Source organism: Aureispira anguillae (assembly GCF_026000115.1).
Classification (GTDB): domain Bacteria; phylum Bacteroidota; class Bacteroidia; order Chitinophagales; family Saprospiraceae; genus Aureispira; species Aureispira anguillae.
Window position 1 is genome coordinate 2,159,122 of record NZ_AP026867.1, and the last position, 25,054, is coordinate 2,184,175.

17 protein-coding genes are annotated in these 25,054 nt (G+C 36.7%); 8 read left to right on the forward strand and 9 right to left on the reverse strand.

Features of this window, described 5'->3' with window-relative positions; all coding sequences use genetic code 11:
• Positions 1–13 precede the first annotated feature (13 nt).
• From AsAng_RS08405 to AsAng_RS08415, 3 genes are all read left to right on the forward strand, one after another.
• On the forward strand, positions 14–1,231 hold the full coding sequence (locus AsAng_RS08405; RefSeq protein ID WP_264792324.1) for an ARPP-1 family domain-containing protein: 1,218 nt from the start codon (positions 14–16) through the stop codon (positions 1,229–1,231).
• A 312-nt stretch (positions 1,232–1,543) separates the two neighbouring features.
• Positions 1,544–2,521 carry a tRNA dihydrouridine synthase DusB gene (gene dusB / locus AsAng_RS08410; RefSeq protein ID WP_264792325.1) on the forward strand — a complete coding sequence of 326 codons (978 nt, stop codon included), beginning with the start codon at positions 1,544–1,546 and terminating at the stop codon, positions 2,519–2,521.
• 411 nt (positions 2,522–2,932) lie between these two features.
• Positions 2,933–5,200, forward strand: a complete 2,268-nt coding sequence (locus AsAng_RS08415) for a hypothetical protein (RefSeq protein WP_264792326.1) — start codon at positions 2,933–2,935, stop codon at positions 5,198–5,200.
• 217 nt (positions 5,201–5,417) lie between these two features.
• Here the strand turns inward: AsAng_RS08415 and AsAng_RS08420 are convergent, their stop codons facing one another.
• Positions 5,418–6,644 (reverse strand): hypothetical protein, encoded by a 1,227-nt coding sequence (locus AsAng_RS08420; protein WP_264792327.1) that lies wholly within the window; start codon positions 6,642–6,644, stop codon positions 5,418–5,420.
• A 174-nt stretch (positions 6,645–6,818) separates the two neighbouring features.
• Between AsAng_RS08420 and AsAng_RS08425 the strand changes: the two genes are divergently transcribed.
• The 5 genes from AsAng_RS08425 to AsAng_RS08445 are packed head-to-tail and all read left to right on the forward strand — an operon-like array spanning position 6,819 to position 10,287.
• Complete coding sequence (locus AsAng_RS08425; RefSeq protein ID WP_264792328.1) at positions 6,819–7,478, forward strand: TetR/AcrR family transcriptional regulator; 660 nt, start codon at positions 6,819–6,821, stop codon at positions 7,476–7,478.
• 21 nt (positions 7,479–7,499) lie between these two features.
• Complete coding sequence (locus AsAng_RS08430; RefSeq protein WP_264792329.1) at positions 7,500–8,351, forward strand: ABC transporter ATP-binding protein; 852 nt, start codon at positions 7,500–7,502, stop codon at positions 8,349–8,351.
• A gap of 4 nt (positions 8,352–8,355) precedes the next feature.
• Positions 8,356–9,060 carry an ABC transporter permease gene (locus AsAng_RS08435; protein WP_264792330.1) on the forward strand — a complete coding sequence of 235 codons (705 nt, stop codon included), beginning with the start codon at positions 8,356–8,358 and terminating at the stop codon, positions 9,058–9,060.
• 30 nt (positions 9,061–9,090) lie between these two features.
• Entirely contained in the window at positions 9,091–9,798 is a 708-nt protein-coding gene (locus tag AsAng_RS08440) for a hypothetical protein (protein ID WP_264792331.1), read from the forward strand.
• A 24-nt stretch (positions 9,799–9,822) separates the two neighbouring features.
• Complete coding sequence (locus AsAng_RS08445) at positions 9,823–10,287, forward strand: hypothetical protein (RefSeq protein WP_264792332.1); 465 nt, start codon at positions 9,823–9,825, stop codon at positions 10,285–10,287.
• 109 nt (positions 10,288–10,396) lie between these two features.
• Here AsAng_RS08445 and AsAng_RS08450 read toward each other — a convergent pair whose 3' ends face one another.
• From AsAng_RS08450 to AsAng_RS08490, 8 genes are all read right to left on the reverse strand, one after another.
• Positions 10,397–11,587: a hypothetical protein gene (locus tag AsAng_RS08450; RefSeq protein WP_264792333.1), complete on the reverse strand. Its 1,191-nt coding sequence runs from the start codon at positions 11,585–11,587 to the stop codon at positions 10,397–10,399.
• A 103-nt stretch (positions 11,588–11,690) separates the two neighbouring features.
• Positions 11,691–12,728, reverse strand: coding sequence for a sensor histidine kinase (locus tag AsAng_RS08455; RefSeq protein WP_264792334.1), 1,038 nt, complete (start codon positions 12,726–12,728; stop codon positions 11,691–11,693).
• Between the two features lie 203 nt (positions 12,729–12,931).
• Positions 12,932–13,609, reverse strand: coding sequence for a LytR/AlgR family response regulator transcription factor (locus tag AsAng_RS08460; protein WP_264792335.1), 678 nt, complete (start codon positions 13,607–13,609; stop codon positions 12,932–12,934).
• Positions 13,610–13,702: 93 nt separating this feature from the next.
• Positions 13,703–14,515: a PorT family protein gene (locus AsAng_RS08465; RefSeq protein WP_264792336.1), complete on the reverse strand. Its 813-nt coding sequence runs from the start codon at positions 14,513–14,515 to the stop codon at positions 13,703–13,705.
• Positions 14,516–14,728: 213 nt separating this feature from the next.
• A complete protein-coding gene (locus tag AsAng_RS08470) occupies positions 14,729–16,351 on the reverse strand; it encodes a PfaD family polyunsaturated fatty acid/polyketide biosynthesis protein (protein ID WP_319993640.1) in 1,623 nt (540 codons plus the stop codon).
• A gap of 23 nt (positions 16,352–16,374) precedes the next feature.
• Positions 16,375–17,703, reverse strand: coding sequence for a condensation domain-containing protein (locus AsAng_RS08480; protein WP_264792337.1), 1,329 nt, complete (start codon positions 17,701–17,703; stop codon positions 16,375–16,377).
• Positions 17,704–17,774: 71 nt separating this feature from the next.
• Entirely contained in the window at positions 17,775–18,215 is a 441-nt protein-coding gene (locus AsAng_RS08485) for an ABA4-like family protein (RefSeq protein ID WP_264792338.1), read from the reverse strand.
• A 6-nt stretch (positions 18,216–18,221) separates the two neighbouring features.
• The gene (locus tag AsAng_RS08490) at positions 18,222–25,016 is read right to left on the reverse strand and encodes a PfaB family protein (RefSeq protein WP_264792339.1); all 6,795 of its coding nucleotides are present in this window, start codon (positions 25,014–25,016) and stop codon (positions 18,222–18,224) included.
• Positions 25,017–25,054 lie beyond the last annotated feature (38 nt).

The window sequence follows — 25,054 nt, forward strand, 5'->3', positions numbered from 1 at the left end:
TGAACAATAATTTATGATGAAAACTAAAATTAACCTAATTCAATCCATCACAGTTGTACTTATTTTGTTCTTGCTGATTGGATGTAATGCCGATGACCGTTCTTCTTCTGATAGAATTGCCCGCTTGGAGAGAGAAAAAGAAGATGGACCACAGAAGGATAACAAGCTTTCTGATGGCTTGCGAAATTCTATTGATTTCCTCAGTGAATTAACTTTTAAAAACCCTATTAATTACAAAAATCTGCAAATATTTATGATTAGTGGCACAACAACTGCCGATAACATAAACTATGTATCTCTAAAACTTGCCATGGAGAAGAAGTGGGTAGAAGTTTTAGAAACTTCGGATGTGAACGAACTAAAAATAACGAACCACTCTAATAAAACAATTTTTATTAATGCAGGAGATATTGTAAAAGGAGGAAAACAGGATAGGACTTTAACCTATGACATGGTAATTGCGCCAAAGGCAAAGGAAGAGAAACTGTCTAGTTTTTGTGTTGAATCTGGACGATGGAGCAAGAGAGGGCAAGAGGACGTCGCTGGTTTTGAATCGAATAATAAAATGCTAACTTCTCGAAAGTTAAAAATTGCTTCAAAAAAATACAACAACCAAAGTCGAGTATGGTCAGAAGTTGCAGAGCAACAAGAAAAGCTGAATTACAACATTAGTCAACATTACAGTACCAATGTTGATGTCAAAGCAAATGAATCGGCAAGTAGCCTTGAATTGACACTGGACAACAAGGAATTGAAGAGAATGAAAGAGAGTTATAAAGCACATTTTAGTAACTTGTTGGAGGAACAAAACATTGGACTTGCTTATGCCATTAATGGAGAATTGTATACCCTAGATATCTATAATAATAAGCAACTTTTTGTGGATCTATTTGAAAAACTGATGGATGCTTGCATTGTTGAGGCAATTACAGATTTGGATAGCCAACAAAAAAAATACAATTATTTATCGGTTCAAGATTTGAAAAATTTATTAACCATTGATGCTACTGCAAAGGAAAATGCAAAAGATTTGAATGCTAGAACTCGTTGGATTTCAAAAGAGGATAAAGAAAAGATAATTTTTACTTCCTTAGACAAAGAGAATAACCTAAAGTGGATACATAGAAACATCATCGTAAAAGATGATACCAATACCTCTATTATTCCTAACCACCAAATTCAAAACGACAATGTAGAGGAAGCCACAGAAGAGGTTATGGACGAATATTAGTTTTTAATTGTTTATTTGTCAGTTGATTATACTTTTAGGTAGAGTGCTAAATCATGCTAGGGCTCAAAAAAAATAGAATTAGTCTATCTTTTTTGAGTCCTTTTTTCTTTTTGATTCGTATAAAATGTAGTACATTATGCTTACTCCAATAAAAAACGACCTTTAATCAAAGGTTTAACTCTAATAAGAAAGAACATATCAACGGTCAAAGCAGTCTAAAGAACACTATTTGGAAGTTTTTGAAACCAATAGAATCTTTGTATCTTTGTGCGCTACGTTATTATCTTTTTATACAAACAGGACTTATAATTTATGGTTAAAATTGGAGATGTAGAATTAGGTGAATTTCCATTGCTTTTGGCACCTATGGAAGATGTTAGTGATCCCCCTTTTCGTGCTTTATGCAAGAAGGCAGGTTGTGATATGATGTATTCTGAATTTATTTCTGTAGAGGGGTTGATTCGGGATGCAACAAAAAGTGTTGAAAAGCTGGATATTTTTGATTACGAACGACCAATTGGAATTCAGATTTTTGGCTCTAATATGGATTCTATGATTCGAGCAACTGAAATTGTAGAGGAAGCCAATCCTGAGGTAATTGATATTAATTTTGGTTGTCCTGTAAAAAAGGTGGTTAATAAAATGGCTGGTGCAGGAATTCTTCAGGATATTCCAAGAATGGTAAAATTGACCGAAGCGGTAGTAAAAGCTACCAAAAAGCCTGTAACAGTAAAAACACGTTTAGGTTGGGACGACAATTCAATTTTTATAGAAGAAGTAGCTGAACGCTTACAAGACGTAGGGATTCAAGCGTTGTCTATCCATGGGCGTACCCGAAAACAAATGTATAAAGGGGAGGCAGATTGGACTAAAATAGGCAATATCAAAGCGAATCCTAGAATTAAGATTCCGATTTTTGGTAATGGAGATATTAATACTCCTGAAAAAGCAGCATTATATAGGGATAGATATGGTGTTGATGGGATTATGATTGGTCGTGCTGCTATTGGTTATCCTTGGATTTTTAGAGAAATTAAGCACTTTTTTAAAACAGGAGAACATTTGCCACCTCCAACAATTCAAGAGCGTGTAGCTGCTGCTAAAGAGCATTTAGAAAAATCAGTAGCTTGGAAAGGCGAAAAGCTTGGCATTTTAGAAATGCGCCGACATTATACCAATTATTTTAAGGGCTTAAAAGGGGTTAAAGCCTACCGTGCCCAACTTGTTCAGGCTTCAAAAACCGAAATGGTATTAGATTTGTTGAGTGAAGTAGAAGAAGTATATGGTTAACAGCACATTATTGGGCTAATATTTTTTCTATGGTAACGGTGAATATAAAAAAATCATAAACTATTAACCTACGAAATAGTTTGTATTTAATTAATATATTATATATTGTAAAATATTTATTTAACATTTAAGGCTTAAATGAGCCAAATTAAACTCTTTTTATCAACTTTTATTTTGATGCACTGCCCATTGTGCTACTATTATAGTTTATACGCTTACGAACTATAATTGTGATCGCTTCGCTTTGATCCAGATTCTGTTATTGCTAGCCAACTCATCAGTTAGTTGGTTGTTGTGTGTTGTCCTATAGTTTTTCTTGAAAAGGTTAAATAATAGGCGTTTTGGATTTTATAAAAAATGAACTATAAGTAATCTTAACACTTGCTTGTGGTACACTAATAATAATCAGTTATGAAGCAGATTCTATACATTTTTTTATTATTGTCTTTTTATAGTACACTATTAGCACAGTCCATAAATTCAGACTTTGAAGTCAAAAATATTCAGCTAGACGAAGATATTTATGCCTTAGATCATGGGACAAGAGGCTTGCTATTGGTTTTTGAGTATAAGTATTCAACTCCTCTAAAGCGACTGGCTACCGTTGTCCCTCGAGTTACACTGAAGAAAAACGGGATGGGCATTTATTTGGATGAAAAAACAATCTTGGTGCTTGAAACCAACAAGTGGGCAAAAGCTCAGATCTTTTTGCCTTATCGAAATATTAATTTGTTAAAGGGAAAGCATGAAGAGATTGAGTTAAATTTATTTGCTCCTAAATTGCTTAATTATACCACTACTTTTAATTACGATCAACCATTGCGTTACGAAGTAGAAATGTATCTAAAGGATGGTAGTGTAAAAAAGCAGTTAAGCCAATATGATAAAAGCTCGAACCCCAAGGAATGGTTGCCTGATCCATACTATATCTTTACAACAAACGGCGGTACAGAACCCTTGTTTCAATCAAAGGTAGTGTCCAATAGCTATAAGTTTAAACCTCAGAAAATACAGTTTTATATCTTAGAAGGCGAGCAATTAGCTTGGTCTTTTTATGATAGAGATGGAGGGGAGGATTTAAAATTGGGGACTTATACCAAAATAAATCCTAGAGGAGAGTACATTGATAATGTTTATGGGCAAATGTTTGGAAATATTCGAAATCTTGAATTTACGTATGCCCAACGTGCCCAATCCCATCAGGCCATCTCTATTTATAGTGATCCTGATTATTTGCACAACGGAAAAAAAGGCGTAGCAATTACCATAGAATACGACTTAGCAAAGGCTTATGTTGGAAAAAAAGCCCAAATTCATTTGGATTGTTATACCCAAAATGGGGTTAAATTAAAACAGCCAATTTTGCATCCTATTGAGGAAACTCCCGAAATGGGATCTTGGATGGATTTGGAAGTAAAAGGCCAACTTAAATACTTTATACCATTTTATGCTTGGGAGAATAGATGCAGAGATATTGAGTTTTACTTTGAACTTGGGAATAAACAGCAAGTTAATGCAGCCCGACATACCTTACACAGCCCAATTGAATTTGACGAATGGGTTATTGATGCAGGAGTAGATGTAGCGGAAAATTTTGTTTTTCAGGGGGCTAGAGGAGTACGACTTGGATTCCACTACGAATTATTTAATAATCATGGAAATGCTCCTTTGCATGTAAACTTCTATCAGGAGGATGGGAGCAAGGTACCTTTTTCAGTTTACAACATTATTGGAAATGAATTAGCCGTAGATGTCCAAGGAAAACACATTACAAATAACCCAAGATTAGCGGATCACTTATACTATTTTATCCCTTATGCGAATTTAAACAACGAAGTAATTGTTGTTCAAGCGGATTTGGTGCCCGATATTGCTATGAATATTATACGCAAAAAGACTCAACCCTTGTCTAGAATACTTCCTAAAGATGATATTTTCCTAGATTTGGTGGCTGCAGAGGGACGATTCAGAGCAGATAACTATGGGCAAGTTTTAGAAATGAAATTAGAGGTTCCTAAATTCTTTTTAGATAAAACAAAGTTTGAACTTGATGTCCGAAAAAATGGAAGGCACTCTACGGCTTTTTTGATGGGTGGGATACTAAAGAGTAGCGATAAAGATTATATACTTCGGGAAGATAGTGGTCGAGTATACATTGTTTTTCCGCATAGAAATATTGTGGCAGGAACAAGATTTAGCTTAGTGGCTTTTGTTTCCAATATTGCTGATAATAAGGGAATGAGTGATACCATTCGTTGGGAATGGAAAGCCCCAAAAGATTTGTTTAATAGAAAGGTTGAAGTGGCTTTGACGGCTTGTAAATTCAGCAAAAGAATTATGCAAGATACACTCTTAGATCGTGCTTTCCCTTGGAGTTATATTGTAGAAGCAGGTGGAGAAACGCTTGTTCAAGAGCCTTTGACAAAACGAATGGGAAGCAAAAAAATGAAAGAGCAATTTAGGCAGGAGGTATTGGTCAATCGAGAAGATAATATTGTTGTAAAATTGCTGAATACTAAAAATAAACATACTGTTGTGCTTTGGAAAGGAGATTTAGGCAAGTGGGAACAAAATGCTTTTAAAGCGGAGTTAGCCAATAAGTATCCTGCAAAAATGATTCGAGTATTGGCAAAAGTGGATAAAGATTATAAAAAGAATAGCGATAATGGAATGCTTTGAGGCCTACCATACCATTGAAAACAATAAATAATCCACAGCATATTAAAACAATAAGAGGTCAGCTATATTATAGCTGACCTCTTATTGTTTAGAAACTTGTCGATAATTGCATGTCCCTAATTTATGCGTTTGTTTGATGCCCTTGTTGCTAAAATTAACGTCTATTAGACCCCAAATCTAACTCAGTAGGCAACTAGGAACTTTCTATTTTTGCTTTTTAGTTTGGAGAAATCAAAAAAGGAAAATCCCTTGCCATTATAGCCTGCCACAAACAAAGCGTTCCTGGTGCAAAATTATAGATTAGATAATTATCTTTTATTTCAGTATCAATATAAGTTAGGTAACTTCTGTTCCAAGCTTTAGTTGTTAGGAAAGAAGGAGCTTCTAAAATAAGAAATTCTCTGGTTTTTTGATCTTTCTTGGGCTGCCTAATATCATTGTAAACAGCTACAATTTTGGCAGATTGATATGCGGCAGAAACACCCATAATATTGAGTGGAATTTCATTTAATTCTTTTAACTCTTTGTAGGATATTTTTAATAAGTTTTTGCAAAGCGTGTCAATATCTGCTTCATCTTTTTGAGAAGTTATATGACTTTTAATGGAAGGTTGTCGATTAGAAAAAAGAAGGGAATAATGGTCTTTAAAAGTTTGGTCTATAAATTGGAAATTTAAGGTTGCTAAGTGAGGGGGAATAGCTTTTGACAAGTGGGTTTTGACAGCAGAAAGCATTGTCTTAGAAGAATTTCCGACAACAACAATTCCCTGTTTTCTATTAAAGTATAGATTAGGAAGCTTATATAAATTATTTTTTGAAATACTTGGGGCTGATTGGGGCTGATGATTTTGTCTAAGGCTATTTTTTAAGCGTTCTAACCTTGTGCCCTGATGGTAATATGAAATTCCGTCTTCAGTTAATTTAGTGAATCCAGTTTTTTGAAGGAAAACTTCTAATTTGTCAAAATTAGCATTAGAAGATACTTTTATAATCGTTGTTTCATTGTCGATTGCTAATTCCCATTGCAAATCCAAAAAACTGATGCCAAGTTGTTCTTTGCCAACGTCTATAAACTCGTCGTCGTTGTTTAGCTCAATTAATAAAAGCCTAATATTATTTATTGTAAAAGGACAAGCGTTGAAATGAAGCCCATAATAGTCTGTCCAAAAATCAAAATCAAGATAATTGGTTTCATCGATTTTTGCCTGCTCTCTCCATATATCCCAGCGGGTTATTTTGATTAATTGTTCATTCTGGGGTGACGTAGCATAAACCCATGACAAAGGTTCTTTGCATGAAAAGTCTTCTGGAGGAAAGGAGCAACTCTGTAATGATACTATAATAAGAACAGCTAAAATTTGAAGTAATATAGCGTTTATGTTAATACGTAGCATAATTAAGAATATTTGTTTAAATATACTGTAACATAACTTGATAAAATACAAGAAATTGATCTGTTACTTAGCCTGTCAAGAACGTAAAAATAACTAGAGAAAAGGAATAATTGAGCGATTTTTTATCAAAAACTTGCTTTTGCAAAGTGAATACACTACTATTGTGACTAGGTAGTCATGTGACTGGATGGTCATGAGGTTTGATGATTTGAAAATAAATATAAAATGCCAAAAGAAACATTTGATAAATTACCAGAAGAAAAGAGGGAAGCTTTCATCAAAGCTTTCTTGGAAGAATTTGCAACCAAGAATTACGACAAAGCATCTATTTCTGTAGTGGTAAAAAAACTAAAAATTGCCAAGGGGTCTGTTTATCAGTATTTTGAAAATAAACTGGACCTGTATTTATACCTAAAATCTCTTTGCGAAGGGATCAAGATGAATTACGTGCTAAAAATAGATAGAGCGGATTATCCTGATTTTTGGGATTATTATCGGGCACAGTACGAGGCAGGGATTCAATTTGACTTGGCGCATCCTTTAGAGAGTCAGTTTTTGTATAGAATAGGAGAGAAGGAGACCTCAGAAATTCTAAAAGGCTTTATGAAAGAATGGAAACAAAAAGCCATTCAGGCCTATCGTTTTATTATTCAAGCAGAGATTGATAAAGGCTACTTTAGAAATGATATTTCGGCGGAGACGATGACTTATTTTCTAGTTTCAGTTAGCATGGGAATTGGAGATGTTTTGAGGGCACATTATCAGATTGATTTTGACAAAAACATCGAAGAAGGAAAGCCTGTTTTTGCCTTGGATAAAACGGCTTTGATGAAAGCTGTGGAAGATCATATTCTTTTGCTAAAAGGTGCATTAAATAAGCAATAAACTAATTTCAATTTTTATACTATGATAACCGTAAAAAACCTGAGTTACAGTTACCCTAAAAGCAAGACGTTTGCTCTAGAATCGCTTAACTTTTCAATAGCAGATGGTGAAATTTTTGGTTTCCTTGGTCCTTCTGGTGCTGGTAAAAGTACAACGCAAAAAATTCTGTACAAAATCCTCACAGGCTATCAAGGAGAAATCCTCATTGATGGAAAACCATTGGAAAGCCTAGGCAAGACCTATTACTCTAGAATTGGGGTTGGCTTTGAATTGCCAAATCATTATTTAAAACTAACCGCTCGAGAAAACTTAAATCTATTTGGTTCTTTTTATCCCAAAGAGAAGTTGCAAAATTTAGAAATGCTTTTTGAGTCCGTTGGGATGGCAGAGCATATAGATAAACGAGTAGAAGACTATTCTAAAGGCATGAAAATGCGCCTCAATTTTATTCGGTCTATTATGCACGACCCTGATATTATCTTTTTTGATGAACCTACCTCTGGTTTAGATCCCATCAATGGGCACAAGGTTAAAACGCTGATCAAAGAGTTAAAACAAAAGGGAAAAACAATTTTTATCACGACACACGATATGTCAACGGCTGACGAACTCTGCGATCGGGTTTCTTTTATTGTAGATGGCAAAATTGTTTTGACCGAAACGCCTACGATTCTAAAACACCAACATGGAAAGGAGTGCATCCAAGTAACGACCAAGGATTTTAGTAAAACAGAATTTCCAGTTGACGGAATTGGCTACAACAAAGCATTTTTGGATTTGATCAAACAGGATAACTTGATGAAAATAGAGACCTTGGAGGCTAGTTTGGAGGAGGTTTTTATCAAAGTTACAGGCAAAAACCTAAAACATTAAGACAATGGAAAACCTAAAACATTTAGCAGACCAAATCAAATGGCAGTTTATCATTTTGAAGCGCAATAACCTAATTAATATCAGTGTTGGAGTAACCGCTATCTATGCACTTATTTTTTATGTTTTTAAGGATTTTCCTTATATGGAAAAAGCATTGACCCTATTGGTTTATAATGACCCAAGTCTAATCGGGCTGTTGTTTTTTGGATTAGCAGTAATTTTGGAAGCCAATCAGCGTGTTTTGCCTGCTTTTTTGGTTACGCCAATGAGTGTACACCATTATTTGTTGGCTCGGACGTTAGCTTTATCAATTCTGGGATGGCTTTGTGCGTTGGGAATGGTCATTGCAGCCGTAGGCTTTTCATTCCACTGGTTGCATTTTTCAGCAGGTGTTTTGGCCATCTGTTTTATCTTTAGTTTAGCAGGTGTTTTCCTGATTAGTTATACCAGCGAATTTTTGAATTACATGCTTTTGTCCATTCCTATTATGGCGGTGTTGAGTTTGCCGTTGCTAAATTATTATGGATTAACCGATCTGTTTTGGTTTAAACTAGTGCCAACTCAGGGCGCAACAGATTTATTGGTTAGTTCTTATGAATTGCCGCTTAGTTTATCGGAGTTAGGGGGGGCTTATGGAACAACAATAGTTTGGATTGTGATACTCTATTGGGCAGCCTTTAAAATCTTTTATCGATCTGTTCGCAACTAATACATTTTCTCAAGCAAAAAAACAATCATTATGTTGACCTATATAAAAACAGCAACCAACGATTTTAAGCTTATTTTTAGGGACCCTTCCTTACGTGTCTTTTTAGCAATGCCAATCTTAATTTTATTGATTGTTTGTTATTTTTTCCCATACTTAGAAACAACTTATCCCACAACAAGTGACTACATTATTTATCTTGTCATAATGTCTTGTACCCAAGCTGCGACCATGTATGGATTTATCTACAGCATTGTCTTTTTGGACGAACGAGATACAGAAGTTGCTAAAATGTATGGAATCTTACCCATTTCTAAAAGTGGTTTTATTGTCAACCGTTTGGTAACGCCTTATGGACTTTCAACCTTAACAACATTTGTTATTTTGCTCCTTCAGCCTTTGTATAGTTTAACAATTGTAGGAACCTTTATTTTTGCGGCTTTATTTGGTTTGTTAGCTCCAGTTTTAGCTTTGGCGGTAGCAAGCCTAGCGAATAATAAAATGGAAGGCATGACTTGGTTCAAGGGGCTGAATTTAGTATTGAGCCTGCCTTTGGCGGCATTTTTTCTGCCAGATTATGCTTATTTTTTTTCCATTATACCTACTTTTTGGGCTTATCAGGGAATGCATGATTTTATTCTTCAACAGGGATATTTTATAGAATTGGTGATAGGTTTTATTGTTACTTTATTAACTTTGGTTCTTTTGACAATCTTTTTTGTTAAGCGTCACTTTGCTTAATTGTCACTTAAAATCACCAAAAATATGAACCTAACAGCAATAATCAATGAATTGGAAACTTGGATTCCCAAGCGAGAACTGTTTAATAAAGAAGTTACCAATTCTTCTATTGGCTGGCAAATTAGTCACTCGTTAAAGGTTATCAATGGAGTTGCCAAATTGTTGCCTAAGTCAAACCCTGCGGATTACAAATGGCAGTTTAATTTTGCTAGAATACTTATTCTTACAACAGGAAATATTCCTAGAGGAAGGGCTAAAGCCCCCAAAATCGTTCAACCTAAGGAAGACGAAATGACGGAAGATAACTTGCAAGAGTTATTCGCAGAAACCAAAAAAAACTTGGCAATTGCACTTAAAACACCACCCAAAGCGCACTTTGATCATCCTTATTTTGGTCTACTCAAACGAGATAAAGCATTTCGTTTTTTGGCTATTCATACTAGGCATCATCTGAAAATTATTGAAGACGTTGCTAAGCGCATGAATTAATGATTTCCATACGTGGCAAAAGAGCCATACTTCTTGTTTTATAGCCCATTTGGAAAGTTGATTATGAACCATCAATGTTATTGTCAACTTTCCAAATGGATAAAAATCCTTATAGATTGATCGTTTGATCGGTAAATTGAAGTTTTTCTATAAGTTGAAGCGTATTAACGCCATCTCTGTTGGTGGTATTGTCATTAACCGTTGTAATATTATTGGCGGTACTAACGCTATATTCGGAGTAGCTGCCCGAAAATACAACGGTATTGCTGCCTGAATTTCCTGTTATATCATTGTTCAACTCATTAACAATTACAGATACATCATTGCTCCCCAATAAAGTCACATCTTTTAAATATCGGGCATGTTCCGTATAAGGTTTAGAAGGATCGTATTTTAATGAAAATGATCCTGTCAAGGAGGCATCTATACGAGCATTATAAGTGAGGTAAGGATGAAAAAACTTATTGTTTAGTAAGTTGTTTCCAGTAGGATCTTCTGTTGCAATTTCACTTCTATTTTTAGCAGTATATCCACCCCACATACTATGCGTAGCATTTTCTGTCCAAGCCCCCCACAAACCATAATAAGCATCAATCAAAGCTGCTAAATACTCCTGTGTCAAACTATTTTCTGCACGAAGTTCAGCAATCCAACTCGCACTTCCTATGCCCCATAAGTTGTTGGTTAATGCATTTTGTTGTGCTGCTCTGATTTCTGCCTGATAGTTGGGCAAAGCACCTGGCATTCCTCCTGTGCCATCTACTCCAATTCCATTGTCGTGAACAAAGTGCAATATTTCTTCATAGGCGGCATCTCTGTGCGTATAATCTTGATTCATGTACCAAGAATGCCCCTCTACCTGAATTTCATGTTGGTATAAAGGTTGTCCAGTTACTTGATTGCTAATCGGATTTTGACCATTGTCGCTACCATTTAATAAGGCTAAAATAGCATTGTTATCGGCTATTTTATTAGCAACAGCAGTTTTGTCATTTCCATATTGAGAGCCAGGATAATTTTTTAAGTAATGTTCTAAAATACTTCGACATCGAACAATCTGTTCCTCTGTAATATCACTTTGAACAACAATATGAATGGCTTTGCCATTAGGGGCTGTTACCTTAGTGTATCGATTAAAATTGGTGCTATAAAAATTACCCAAATTGGAAGGGATTACGTTTTCTATTCCTAAACTAGGGTTGGCATTGCCAGAAGGCAGGGGGTTGGTTGCTTTGGTGCAACTCATAGCGTTGAGGATTAAAAAGATCAGTAGACCTTTTAAAAACAATACTTTGTTCATAATAATGATAATTTATAAATAGTAGAAAATGAAATTTCCCTTGGTTTTAAACCGCCAAGAGTTTTTATCTAGGAGAGCTGTGGTGCAGACGTATAGATGCGTACTAATTTTTTAGTTGGATAGAAACCCCAAATTGCCCCTTGGTTTTATCAAGTTCTAATCTATGTTTTTGAGGATAAAGAATGTCTAAACGATCTTTTAAGTTTTGGATGCCAATTTTATGAGAAGCAACCTTTTTATCATTGATAATATTATTTTTAGAAGCAAATATAATCTCATGCTCTGTGACATTAAGTTCAAAAGAAATGGGGGCATATTCTTTGAAGCTTACGCCATATTTAAAGGCATTTTCAACCAATGAAATTAAAGTCAGTGGTGCTATAAAACAAGCATCTACTTTGCCTTGCTTTTTAAAAAATACAGGATAATTTTCTCCCAATCGGATTTGTTGAAAACCAATGTATTGTTCTATAAAAGTAATTTCATCTTGTAAGGGAACCAATTTGTTATTTCCTTGCTGCATGGTGTATCGCAAAATTTCAGAAAGTTTTAACGTAGCTTCTGTTGTTTGAGGAGCATTTTCAGCAATAGCAGCAGCATAAATGCTATTTAGTGCATTGTATAAAAAGTGGGCATTTAATTGGTGATCTAAATAGTTTAGTTTTGTGGCCTTTTGCAATTGTTCTATCTTCTTTTTTTCTCTTTCTTCTTTTTGAGCAATCCTAGAAATACCCAAACTAGAAGAGATTCCCAAGACAATAAAATGTATCAGCATCGAGAAATCAAAAAAATGCACCACATCATCCATTTGAGAGGCATAACCAACGTCCAAAAAATACTGAAAAATTAATGTTCCTATTCCTAAAATAAAAAGAAAAAGGGCGCTCAACATAAAAAGGTATCTCCACTTTTGGCTGCTGAAAAATTTAGGCGTGAGATACCAGCTATTTAAATAAAAAAATAAAAGGGCAGTAGGGAAGATTAAAAAAAATTCATCAATATACCTTTGACCACTATAAAGCCGCAAAAAAGAATCTACTAATCCTTGAATATTAAAAATTAAGTGCAATGCCAATACCCAAAAAAAGATATGGGCAAGAACTGTTTTATAAACAGGTTTTAAAAATTTTATTCTTGGCATAACTAACCGCTTTTCTAGCATTTACTTTATTATCTATTTCAACATTAGTCCGTTGAAAACCCGAACCCAGCTATGCTGGCTCACGAGGGACGAGTGAGTAACAAGGCTCACATTTCAAAAGTAGGCTATTTTGTTTTGACAAAAAAAAATAAGATACCAAGAAGCAAAATGTGTAGACTAAGTCCTAGCTTAGATCTGCTTTTTTACTTAAAATAGCCCAAAAACTGTTCTTGAAAGGAGGCACCAAGTGGTATGCTGATTGTATCAATAAAGATTTGCCCTTTTTGGAAAGAAGTAACTTGATGAATTGCTACAACATAAGAACGATGCACTCTTACAAAAAGAGAAGAGGGAAGTTTGTTGGTTATATTTTTTAAATTTAAACGAGTCAAATACATGGCTTTGGTCGTAAAAACTTTTACGTAATCCTTTAATCCTTCAATATATAAAATATCTTGAAATAAAACTTTAACCGTTTTATAATCTACCTTAAGCAATAGATAATCTTTATTATAATTGTTATGCTGTAACTTAAATAATTTGTGGGCCTTATTGACTCCTTTGAGAAAACGATCAAATCGGATTGGTTTTAGAATATAATCTACCAAATCTAATTCATAGCCTTTCAGGGCATAATTGTCATAAGCAGTCGTCAGAATTACAAGCGGTGGGTTTTCTAGCGCATTTAATAATTCTAAACCTGTGATGTCGGGCATTTCCACATCCAACAACAACAAATCAATTTTTGTACTGTTTAGAAGGTCCAAGGCCTCAAATGCATTGGTGGTCGCCAATTTCAGGTCAATAAATGGAATTTTTTTAGCAAAGGAACTAAGAATTTCTATTGCAGGGAATTCATCATCAATTATTACTGTATTCATATCTTTTGCGCAAACAATTGGTGTAAGGTAGAACTACAAAAGTAGAATTATATTTTTGCTTGAACAAATGAGCGTTAAAAAGTCAGAGCCAATTTAACTCCAATAGTGGGTTCGATATTTGCGTTTTTTCTGATACGTTCTTCCTGCTCGATAAGGATGGTAGATAATTCCTATGCTTATTCCAAGCATGAGGTTCCAACTTTGAGCCCGAATCAAAGAAAACCCTTTTGCATGAATACTTTGCAAAGAGGCAGGGAAGTAAGCAAGTGCAGCACTACCTTCTGTATTGGTAAACGAGGTTTCGAAATGACCGAGCAAGAGTAAACCAATTTGGTCGGTAAATTTTATCTTTGTACCCAATTCTAGAGAAAACCCCAACACAAAGCTCCTGAAAATATCCAAAGGTTCTTCTTTTTTGTTGTATTTCGTTCTATAATTAATGGTTTGATTGGGGAGCCCAGATAGGGGCGGATGCTGATGGGTACTGCTTGCTGTTAGTAAAATATCAAGATGCAGCCCTGCACGCATGAAAAAGCTAAATTTGTTGCTAGGGTTAGAGCTAATACGGACTAAAAGCGGTAAACGAATATAACTAAGTTCTCGATAAACTTTGTGTTGTAAGGCTTTTATTTGGTTTGCAGTTTTGCGCTTGATGTAGTTTTGGCGGATATAAACAAACCCCAGGCCTGTTCCTAAACCAACAGTTGGTGTAAAATTATGCCCAATAGTGAAGTTGGCATAACTCCCCAAACTGGGTCTAGCATCCTCAGAGGAATCGCTTAGGTCATCATTGTTTAGAATAAATGAAAAATTGGGGCTAAGACTAGCTGTCCATTCCAATCCCTGCTGTGCTGTAGCCGAACTCGCCAGCAACAAAAGGGAAAATAGTAAGGTGAGTAATTGCATAGGATGTTGTTTAATGGATCTAAGTATTCAAATTTGTGTTTTTAGAATTTAAACCAATCCAACAACAGATGCAATATCAAAAAAGTCACTTTATCAAAAAAAATAGCGCTGTTTTTGAGTAGAAATGTCTTAATAACCTAGTTTTAGGAAATTAAAATCTCAAAAAAACAACGCTATTTTTTAGTTCAAAAAGAACCGTAAAACAACAATAAATTAAACCAAAGAAGGGCTATACTGCTCTTTTGGGGTATAACTAGCCCATTCAGAAGGCAAGTTGATCCCTTGCGTTTTTAGGGCTTGAACACGGTACAAATAAGCTGCGCCATCCATGATATGCCCTGCAATATCAGCAGCTACACGATTTTCGTAAGCTTCCAAATAAGTGCCTTTCGCCCAATCGTTGAATGCGCCCATTGCAGGACCGCACCAAATTTGCATATCGGTAACACGCTCTTTGACACCTGCATTAGCCCAATTAGAAGACAAGCCTAGATACCAACGGAAAATCAACGCCATTTTTCGTTTGGGGTTATTGAGTGCTCGTTCGATTTGGTGTGGGTCTCGCTCTTGGAAAAACTCAATACAACCTTGCCAAATCTCTTCCAACGGTTTTTTAAAGGTTTGCTTTTCTAATTTTTCTCGTTCTGCTTGAGGGATTTCATCAATAGAATTGTACTGCGTATAGAACTCATAAAGTTTTTTGGCTCTAGGACCAAACAAGGTGCCTCTTTTGAGTACCTGTAGCTCTACGCCCATCTCAAACATATCTGAGGCAGGAGCCATCATAACATCTGTTTGTGATACATTGGCCAACAATTTTCGAACATGCTCTGAGGTTCCTGCTTCAACACAAGCTTGATTGACAGAACCCGTAACGATATAGGCAGCTCCCATCATAAAGGCAGAAAGAGCCGATTCAGGAGTAGAAATTCCTCCTGCTGCGCCAATTCTAATAGGCGTTTCAAATTGGTGAACTTCTTGCAATTCATCTCTTAGGCGAATGATAGAAGGCAACAAAGCAACCAAAGGACGATTGTCGGTGTGTCCTCCAGAGTCTGCTTCTACTGTAATATCATCTGCCATTGGCACTTTGGCAGCTAGCTGTGCTTGTAAAGCCGTAATTTTTCCATCTGCCAACAGTTGATCTAAATATTTTTTAGGAGCGGGCTGCATAAAATGGCTAGCAACTTCCTTGCGAGAAATCTTGGCAATCACTCGATTATTGATTTGTACATTTCCTGCTGCATCTTGGCTCAACCCTGCTACTCTATAATGAACAATATTGATGGTCAAGCTTAAAAAAGCAGAAGCTTCAACAACACGTACTCCTCTACTCAAAAAGTGTTTTACAGCACCTTCCTCTAGTGCAGGCTCATTGGGACTGTGGATAAGGTTAAAGGCATAAGATTCTGTTTTTAGAGCATCTTGAATGGTATTAATGGCTTGTTCTACTCTATTAGGAACCAAACCTGCTGCTCCAAATGAACCCAATAAACCAGCTTTCCCCATTGCAATTACCAACGCTTCAGAGGCAATTCCATTGGCCATTGCGCCTGTTTTGTAAGCGTGTTTCAATTGGTAATCTCTTCTGAAGGTAGGATCACCAAGTTGTTCAGCGGTCATAGGAGCAACCATACCCAATAACTGCAAACCATTGCCATTGGTATTTAATTCGCCTGCATTGGCAACTCCAATTCTACCTGCATGGTCCAAAACAACAAAACAGTTGTCGGCTGTGTTTTTTAATTTGCTTAATTGCCCTGCTTCATCCCAAGAAATTGAACGAGGAGAGCCCACCCAGTATAAATTCTGTTTTGTTCCTGTGAAAGTAATCATATTTTCATAATTTGGTTGACTAGTTAAGATTGAAGTTGTAATTGCTTAATAGACAACTGTTTTTTTAATAATCTTTTGAATGTTTGGACATATTGTTTCATATCACTTTCTGATATAACCTTAGCATCATAACAAATACCAATTCTCAATTGTCCTTTATAGGTGTAAATGCTAATATATTTTTCGATCGTCATGGCAGAAGAAACAACAACAGGCAGATAGTGTGCTATTTGGTATGAACCAGAAATATTAGGCTGCATAACGCCATAATTGGTCAAAATAAGCTCTGTATTTACCTTTGTTAAATCAAACTGCTTGATGAGTTTCTGAATGAGCCAATCTTTTCTCAGACCATACTTATTTAGATTAGCGGCATCCATTACAGAAGCCTTAATATCCAATAAGGTTAATAGACTCAATGGCTCCATAGAATCAAACCACTCACTAACCTTTTGTTGCAATGCTTGTGCATAGACCTCTATCGGTTGCTCGTAGTGCTTAGGCAAATCTAATTTGATAGAATTGACGTAACAGCCCATCGCTTGCTTGGTATCTTTTAGTAGTTTTGGTCTAAGATTAGCCGTGATCATAAAATTTTTAATCGTGGGCTTTTTGTATACCTCAGCAGCTTGTCGAGCGTATAAAAATAACGTTCCCAAAAATGTATTGACAGAATAAGGCTTTGTTTTGCAATGCGCTATAATTGCCGTTGTCATTTCTGAACTAAAATCTTCGATCAAAACCTTAGTCGCTCTATTGTCCCAATAGTTTTTATAAACTTGGTTAATCATAGGCTGCGTTAAGATCAGATCTTTTTTCTGCCAAAGCTTATTCACCAATTTAATCAGCATATTCTGACTCCAAGAATCTTGAAGGGCAGGAGCTAGTGCTTCAATAGGCTGATAATCGGGAATGGGCGGTAGTTCTTGACCATTTAATACCTGAATGATGTGTTTCAGTAAATTATTTAAGGACATACCATCACAAATGGCATGGTTGGCAACAACCATTAAATCAGTATGGGCTTCTCGTTGATTTAAAACAAAATGAATCAGTGGCTTTTGGTTGAGTTGATGGACAACTTGTAGCTCCTGATGTGCCAAAACATCGTAAGCAACATCCTGATATTCTTTGACAAGAATCGTTAAGTCTGGCTTTAATAGTAGATAAGCATCATTATTTTCATCAATAATTGGAACCATCCGAAGAAAACAATGCTGTTGAGCTACTTTATTTAACGCTTGTTCTATTGCCTCTTTAGAAACAATAGCATTCAAAGCCACTCCTGTTACAATATTGGTATTAGGAGAAGAGATAAAAAAACGTAAAATGCCAGATAACTTAATTTTCATTCAACAATTGACTTAAGGTAGTGTAAAAAATGCGGATTGCGCTGCTTTAAAAAGTTGCAATATAGCATTTTTTACACGTCCTTGCTTAATTTATTTTTATAATAAAACAGTCCTTTTAAGAGGCCATATAGCGTAAAGGCTAACGGTCCAAAAAATATGCAAATAAACAAGATAGGCGCTACCCACCAATGGCTAATTTCTTCCTTTTTATAATCTAAAAATATCCATCTGCCAACAAATAAATCAAAAGCTCCTGCATAAGCCCAAAACAAGGTTGCTCCCCAAGGTTTCCCCATTAAAAGAGCAACGCTCTGAGCCGTAGGATCTTGAAAAACCAAAACAGAAGTTGCTAAATTAGGCAGTAGTGCCATCAAATAACAAACTGTAGGAGGCATGATAATCCAAGGCGATTGAATGATCTTATTGCAAATCTTTACATTGGGAAAAGCAATCATCATCAACCAAAAAGGCATGACAGACATAGCCGAAAGATGAAATAGAAATTCTATCATGTTCGTTTAAGCTTCCTCGATTCCCAAGGCTAAATCAGTTACTTGATAGATGCGTGTCCCTTCATTCCAAAGGTAGGCATCTCCAATAATTGCCAATTTGTCTCCTCGTTTTTCGATGGTTTTAAAATGTACTTCACAGTGCATATTTTCTACCCCCAATAGGATCTGACCACGGTATTTCCAAACGGTTTTGTGGTTGTCTAATTGTACAAATTTAGGCGATTTAAAATCTTTGCCCAAGTTTTGTTGTAAGGCAAATGTTTGCATGGCTTGTAATATCGCCTCTACTCCCAAAGAACCAGGCATTACAGGATCTTGGTAGAAGTGGCAAGTAAAGAACCAATCGTACGTGTTAATTTTTTTACTTGCGTGGATATAACCTTTGCCATGTTCACCACCATCTTTTACAATTTTTAGCGTATCCAATAATAACAATTGGTCTCCTGCTAAGCGATAATGAGGTTGGTCGGCAGGAGCTTTGAATAGCTTCATTTTGCCATATAACGAGTCCAGATTTATTTGTGTATAATCTTTAGGACTTAAGTTTTGGCTGATGTACCAAGCAGGAACTTCTGTTCCATTATCCAAACCAACCTGTTGTGCCAAGGCTTCGCCAGGGAAAAATCCAAAAGAAGATTTTCCTTTGTAGAATAAGTGCCCATCTACTGTTAGTTCAAAGGTATAATTTTGAAGCACTGTGCCGCCTAGGGCTACAGAAGAAACCAATACAGATTTGTTGTGAATCGTTTTGCCTCTCAAATCTGTTCCGAAAGGTAAATCAAACATTTCGCCTGTTCCATCTAGGTTACGGAAGAACAAGTTTTTATCAGAAAATGGCAGAGTAGAACCCAAATAAGCCCCCAATAAACCACAAGGCTGCAAGGCAATTTCCATTAGAACAGAATAAGGAATCGTAACATTAGAGTTTTGTTGGTAATACCAAGCATCAACAGGTACATCATATTCTGCATAAATCGTAGAAGGCTTTTTGAAATTTAAGCGTTCTCCATCTACTTTTAATACCCTTGAAATTAATTGCAAATCGGTATTGGGCTGACGAGAAACCGTTCTACCATCGTAACAAGCAAAGTCAGGACCAAAACATTTGGATAAGTTGTCTAGCGCAAAGGTAGTGATGTCTTTTTCATTGAGCAAAGCCCCTGCTGAACGAGGAGAAACCTTAACTCCTGCTTCTTTTTCTAAATATTTAGGATTGTCTTTTTCACGCAATTGCAAACCTAAGTTCTCAAAATGAACGGTAATAACATCGTTAGAGATGATTTCTAGATCAGCAATAACATAAGGATTAGGAACCAAGCCGATCTCCTTAACTTCTAACTTGTAAATCAATTTCGTATCCTTGTGCGGAACAACTTGCTTGCGGCAACGTACCTTTTGAGGCAAGTCAAAAATAGGCTGATAACGAGCATCTTTGGTTAAACGTTGCAAACCTAACATTAACATAAGGAATCGCAGTAGATTTCCGCCACCCTCTGCTTGCAAGGAACCCGCCAATACTTCATCATCTCGGAAGTGACTAGGGAAGTACCAATCATTTGGGTTCAAATCTTTTTCGGCTACGATATACCCCAAGCCATAAGCACCACCTTGTAGGTCAACAGAAGTAATGCGATCAAGCATCAAAATTTGCTCAGGAGGCAAGCACAAAGACTTATTGCGCCCATTGGCATAATAAGAAATATTGCCAAAACATTTTTCTATATCGCCATTGATCAGATGGTGCAAATCTTCTTTAGAAAACGACGTTTTAGTAGTATTTAATAAAGGCGTAAATTTAGGCTTTTTAGCATTTATTTTAGCGTCTAATTCTTCTTTGCTATAAACAACCCCAAGTCCTTCTTCCAGTTGTTCATCGGTAAAGAATCCAGCACAACCGTTGCGCATTTTTAAAACCAAACGATCTTCTACATAGCAGTTGTAGCTAAAGAAAAACAATAAGTTATCTCCATTTCGAACAAAAGAATTGATTGAAATATCATATCGTAAGGTTTGCCCTTCAAAGGGTAGGTCATCTACAAAAGTAAGGGTGCAATCTAACAAGCGGTACACCAAATTCCCTTTGTTTTCAAAGTCAATTCCCAAGTAAGAAATCAACAGCAAGTCGCACTGTCCAGATTCTACAGAAACCGCCCAAGGAATTTGACCATCAGTCGTAAACCAAGCATTGTACGGAATATCGTATTCGGTTTGCATGGTAGAAGGTTTGTATTCTCCTTTTTTACCGTTTAAGCCAGTTACACGACTAACCAAAAGATAAGGATCCATTGGCAGCATTACCCGACGGCTATAACTGTCGATAATATCATATTCAGGACCAAATACTTTTCCGATTTTTCCCGTTGCAAACTCTTGTAAATCTTCTTGTGAGAAGATAATTGTTTTGCCTTTTAATTGTTCTCCAGATTCAAAATCTTGGAGTCGTAGACCATTTTCACCAATGTTTTGATTGGTGGCATTTTTGTTAACCGTTTCCATTGTTTTTGTTTCCAAGGTGACGACTGATTTTTGTGTTCCCGAAAAAGTATGAGAACTGGCTATTGAAATATTTTTTTGATTGCTATCAGATGATTTTAGGGGGGCAGCACTAACCGAAGAGCTTACTGCTGCTACAGCTAATGCAGGCTCTTTTTTAGCTACTTTTTTTCTGGGTAAGTTGGCAAATTTAGCTTTGTTATTTTCATTTAACAAGGCATCAAAGATGCGTTGCCCACCTGTGATAATTTTCTTTTTGAACGAACGAGCCTCGGCTTCTTGAGAAATATTTTTGTATAAAATATCCAAATCCAATTGAAGACCATGACTGAGCAATTGAGCGATCACCTCAATGATGTTTTGGGCATCTGCTTTGCCCTTTTTGTTCATGCTAACGGCTAAGTGTTCTTTGGCTCCTAAGTTGGTTTTGATCCAGTTGGTACAAGTGGCATTGGCTCCCAATTCTACAAAAATTCTAGCTCCTTCTTGATAAAGGCTGTCAACCGTTTGAGGAAAATCAACCGTTCTACAGCAAACAGTGGTCGAATTTTCGGCTATTTGCTGACTATCAAGCGGTAATTTACTAGCACTAATACTAGAATAAAAATCGATGTTAGGTTGTATCTGGAGCGGAAATTTGTGCATTTCTATTAATTCATCGTATGCCGCTTGGCAGAAATTGTGATGAATAACATTTTGGAAAGGCACTTCAACGGAAGGGCAATTGAGTTCTTTTACAATTGCCAAACAAGTTGATTTTTCGCCAGAAATTACCAGTTCATTATTGGTGTTTATAAAACTGACGTAGGTGTTTTCATGGCGAGCCACCAAGGCTTTAACTTGATCCTTTGGAGCCAGTACAACCAAACTAATCCAACGCTTTTGGGCATCTTGAGGGGTTGTATTCCATACTTTTGCAAGCAGATTTAGATCACCAGATAATTCGGTTAAAAATAAATTAGAATTTCTAAAAATAGCGGTGCGTTCAGGACTCCAAACATCTAGTGAATACCACATACCCGCAGTTTCTCCCATGCTATAACCAAATGCCATTTGAGGTTCCAATTTGAGGTAGGAACGTAAAATATGGGTATAAATAGCAGAAGAGAAAACACCTGCGGACATCATAGCGATGGCATCTTTATGAATATTTGGAGTTGGTGCATCCTGCTGTTGCGTCTTGGGGTATAGATAGTCACAACCGACAAAATCTGCCATATCTGGCACTTTGTCTTCAAAATGGCTGTGCAACTGAGGAAAGAGTTGAAAAACATCTTGCCCCAAGCCTGTATACGCAGTTGCAGAACCTGGATAGACAAAGGCTACTTTTCCTTTTTTAGCCAAGGGGTTTCCTGTAAAATAAGAACCTTTAGGGGTTTTTATTTCTTTGTTTTGAGCAATCGCACTACTCAACCCAAATTGGATGAATTTTAATTCTTGTGCTAGGCTTTTTTTATTGTTAGCAACAACAGAAATACAATACGTACTTTGTAGCGCTTTGCTATTGGTATAAAACTGCGCTGCAATTTGTGGCAACGTTTTTTTACTAGCTGCGGCCGTTTCTAAAGCTGCAATTTGTTGCTCTAGTTCTGCTTCTGTATTGCCTTTTAATAGAATAATATTGGCGATTCTACCATGGCTTAAAGGAGTGTCTTTAGCTTGATAAACACTTGCTTCAGTAAGTTGGATTTGTAACCCTTCTAGACCATTAATAGCAGCTTTTCGTTGACGTTGATTGCCATTTAACAACCAAGGACGAGACTGAGCAGGAAAATAATAATTACTTGCTGCAAATTCGTTCGCAGATTTAGGGGCTTTCCAGTTTGGAATACCAGGAATAAAGCGATGGTGCAGACACAAAGCGGTTTTGATCAGACTAGCAATGCCCGAAGCTGCACAAGTATTTCCGATATTCGTCTTTATAGAACCTAGCGCCACGGCTTGCTGCTGTTCGGTCTGTAACAATTGGGCAATTTCCGCTTGATCTTGTTCTGGAATACCACTAGCAACGACCTCTTGGTAACCAATATCAAGCGATTTTTGAGCCTTGCCAATGTTATCAATGGTCGCATAAACTTTATCCTCTAAGGCATCCTTACTGCGCTTTAAAACAACAGCACCAGCTCCTTCTCCAACCAACCAACCTTTGTCATCTTGGTTGAAACTCAAACTAGGGTTCTCAGCAGTATTCGCAGGCGATTTTTGATTGCGCAGCAAGACATTTTCTAAGCCACCACAAAAATCAACTCCTCCAACTACTACGGCATCTACTTCGCCCAATGAAAGCATGTTTTGAGCAACTTCCAAGGCCTTAAATACAGAATTTTCACCGCAAGAAACCGTAAAGGCTGGTCCAGAAAAATCCCAAAGTGCTGCAATTCGGCTGGCCATAATGTTTCCTACAAAACTAGTATGTTGGCTTGGGGTTTGTCCGCCATCTCTAAAGTATAAGGCATTTTTGCATTGTTCCTCCAACTCTTTTTCTTTTTCCTCATCTAGTATTATCCCGCTTTTCTTGATCGCATTTTTAATTTGCCAACTACTATCCCAACGAGAAAGGTAATGATGGATGGCCAATTCCGATTCCATGGCAATTAACACCGCAATATTTTGACTTTCATGGATGCCTGCATCTTGCAGAGCTTTATCCGCAACACTCAAAATCAAAGCCTGTTGCGGTTCCAGTGTTTCGGCTTCTTTGGGTTGTATTTTATAGCGGAGCAAGTCAATTTCGAAGCTGTCAATATAAGCACCTTTAGGAGCATTCCCATCTTCAAAACCATATTCTTTTAATAGCGTTTCATTGGCATCAAAACCTTTCCAGCGTTCAGCAGGCAAGGCTCTAAAATGTTGTTTGCCATTATAAATAGAAGCATAAAAATCTTCCAAATTGGTACAATCTCCAAAATAAGCCTCCATCCCTACAATAGACATAGGGAGAAGCGGAGTGGAAGGGTTCGGTTCTACGGCTTCATTTTCATAAGTTTGAATGACCATGTGTGCATTGGTCCCACCAAAACCAAAGGAATTAATCCCTGCTTGTTTCCCGTTCCAAGCCGTTTTTTTGCTGATAATATGTTTGTCCTGCATCCATTGATTGTCCGCTTGTACGGCTTCTGTTAGATTGATGTTAGGAGGGATAAATCCCTTTTTCATAGACAAGAGCACCTTGAATAATCCCGTCATACCTGCCGCAGTGAGCAAGTGTCCCATATTCGATTTGACAGAACCCAAAAGAGGGTGTGTATTGTGTTGCTGAAAGAAATCAGAAATCGAATTCATTTCCGTCACATCGCCCAAAGGAGTTCCCGTTGCATGGCATTCTAAATACGTTGTATTTTGTGGCAATACATCATCTAATAGATAAGCTCGTTCAAACGCTAATTTTTGCCCCTTGGGGTTAGGACTTAATAGAAATTTGCCTCGACCATCGTTAGACAAACCAATTCCACCAATAACGCCCAATATATTGTCGCCATCCCGTTGAGCGTCTTCTAGTCGCTTAAGCACTACAATTCCTGCTCCTTCGGAGGAAACCAACCCGCCAGAATTACTATCTAATGGTGCAAATTTCTGATCGTGCGGCGCATAGGCATGAAAAATGGAAAAGCCCATGTGAATAAACAATTGATCAGAACCACAAACAGCCCCTGCCAACATCAAATCAGTTTTGCCAGTCATCAGATCATCACAAGCCAATTTGATTGCATAAAGAGAAGTTGCACAAGCGGCATCTAATGCATAGTGACCGCCCCCTAAGCCCAAGCCTTTTACCACCATTTCGGATGGGGTATAGGTCAATACTTCATTTTCTGGTTGCGGGTAATTATGCGCTTGGATTTTAAAGTTCTTATCTTGAAGTAATTCTTGCAATACTTGCTCTGTCGTTTGGGTATAAACACTAGACAGTAACTTATGAGAAGAACCTGTTGGAAAAGAAAGGTTGCCCAAGATAAGGCCACATTTTTCCAAAACAGCTTCGTTGTTATAATAACCGCTATCTTTGAGTGCTTCTTTGGCAACATACAAAGACCATTGGTACAATTTATCTTGTTTTGCCACAAAATCTTCAGCCAATTGATAGCCGCTAGGATCGAAATCAAAATTGCGAATGTAACCACCTCGCAAGGAATAACATTTGTCTACCAAGCCTTTGCCTGGCTCATAAAAATGATTTGGATCTACTCCAAAATCTTCTTTGTTGGCAAACTCAATTAAATTTTTCTCACCCACTAGGTTGTCCCAGAATTCTTCGTTGGTCGAAGAACCTGGAAACAAACCTGACATTCCTATGATTGCTATTTTCATATATTATTTAATCGTCTATTTTTGTGTTCTTGAAGATC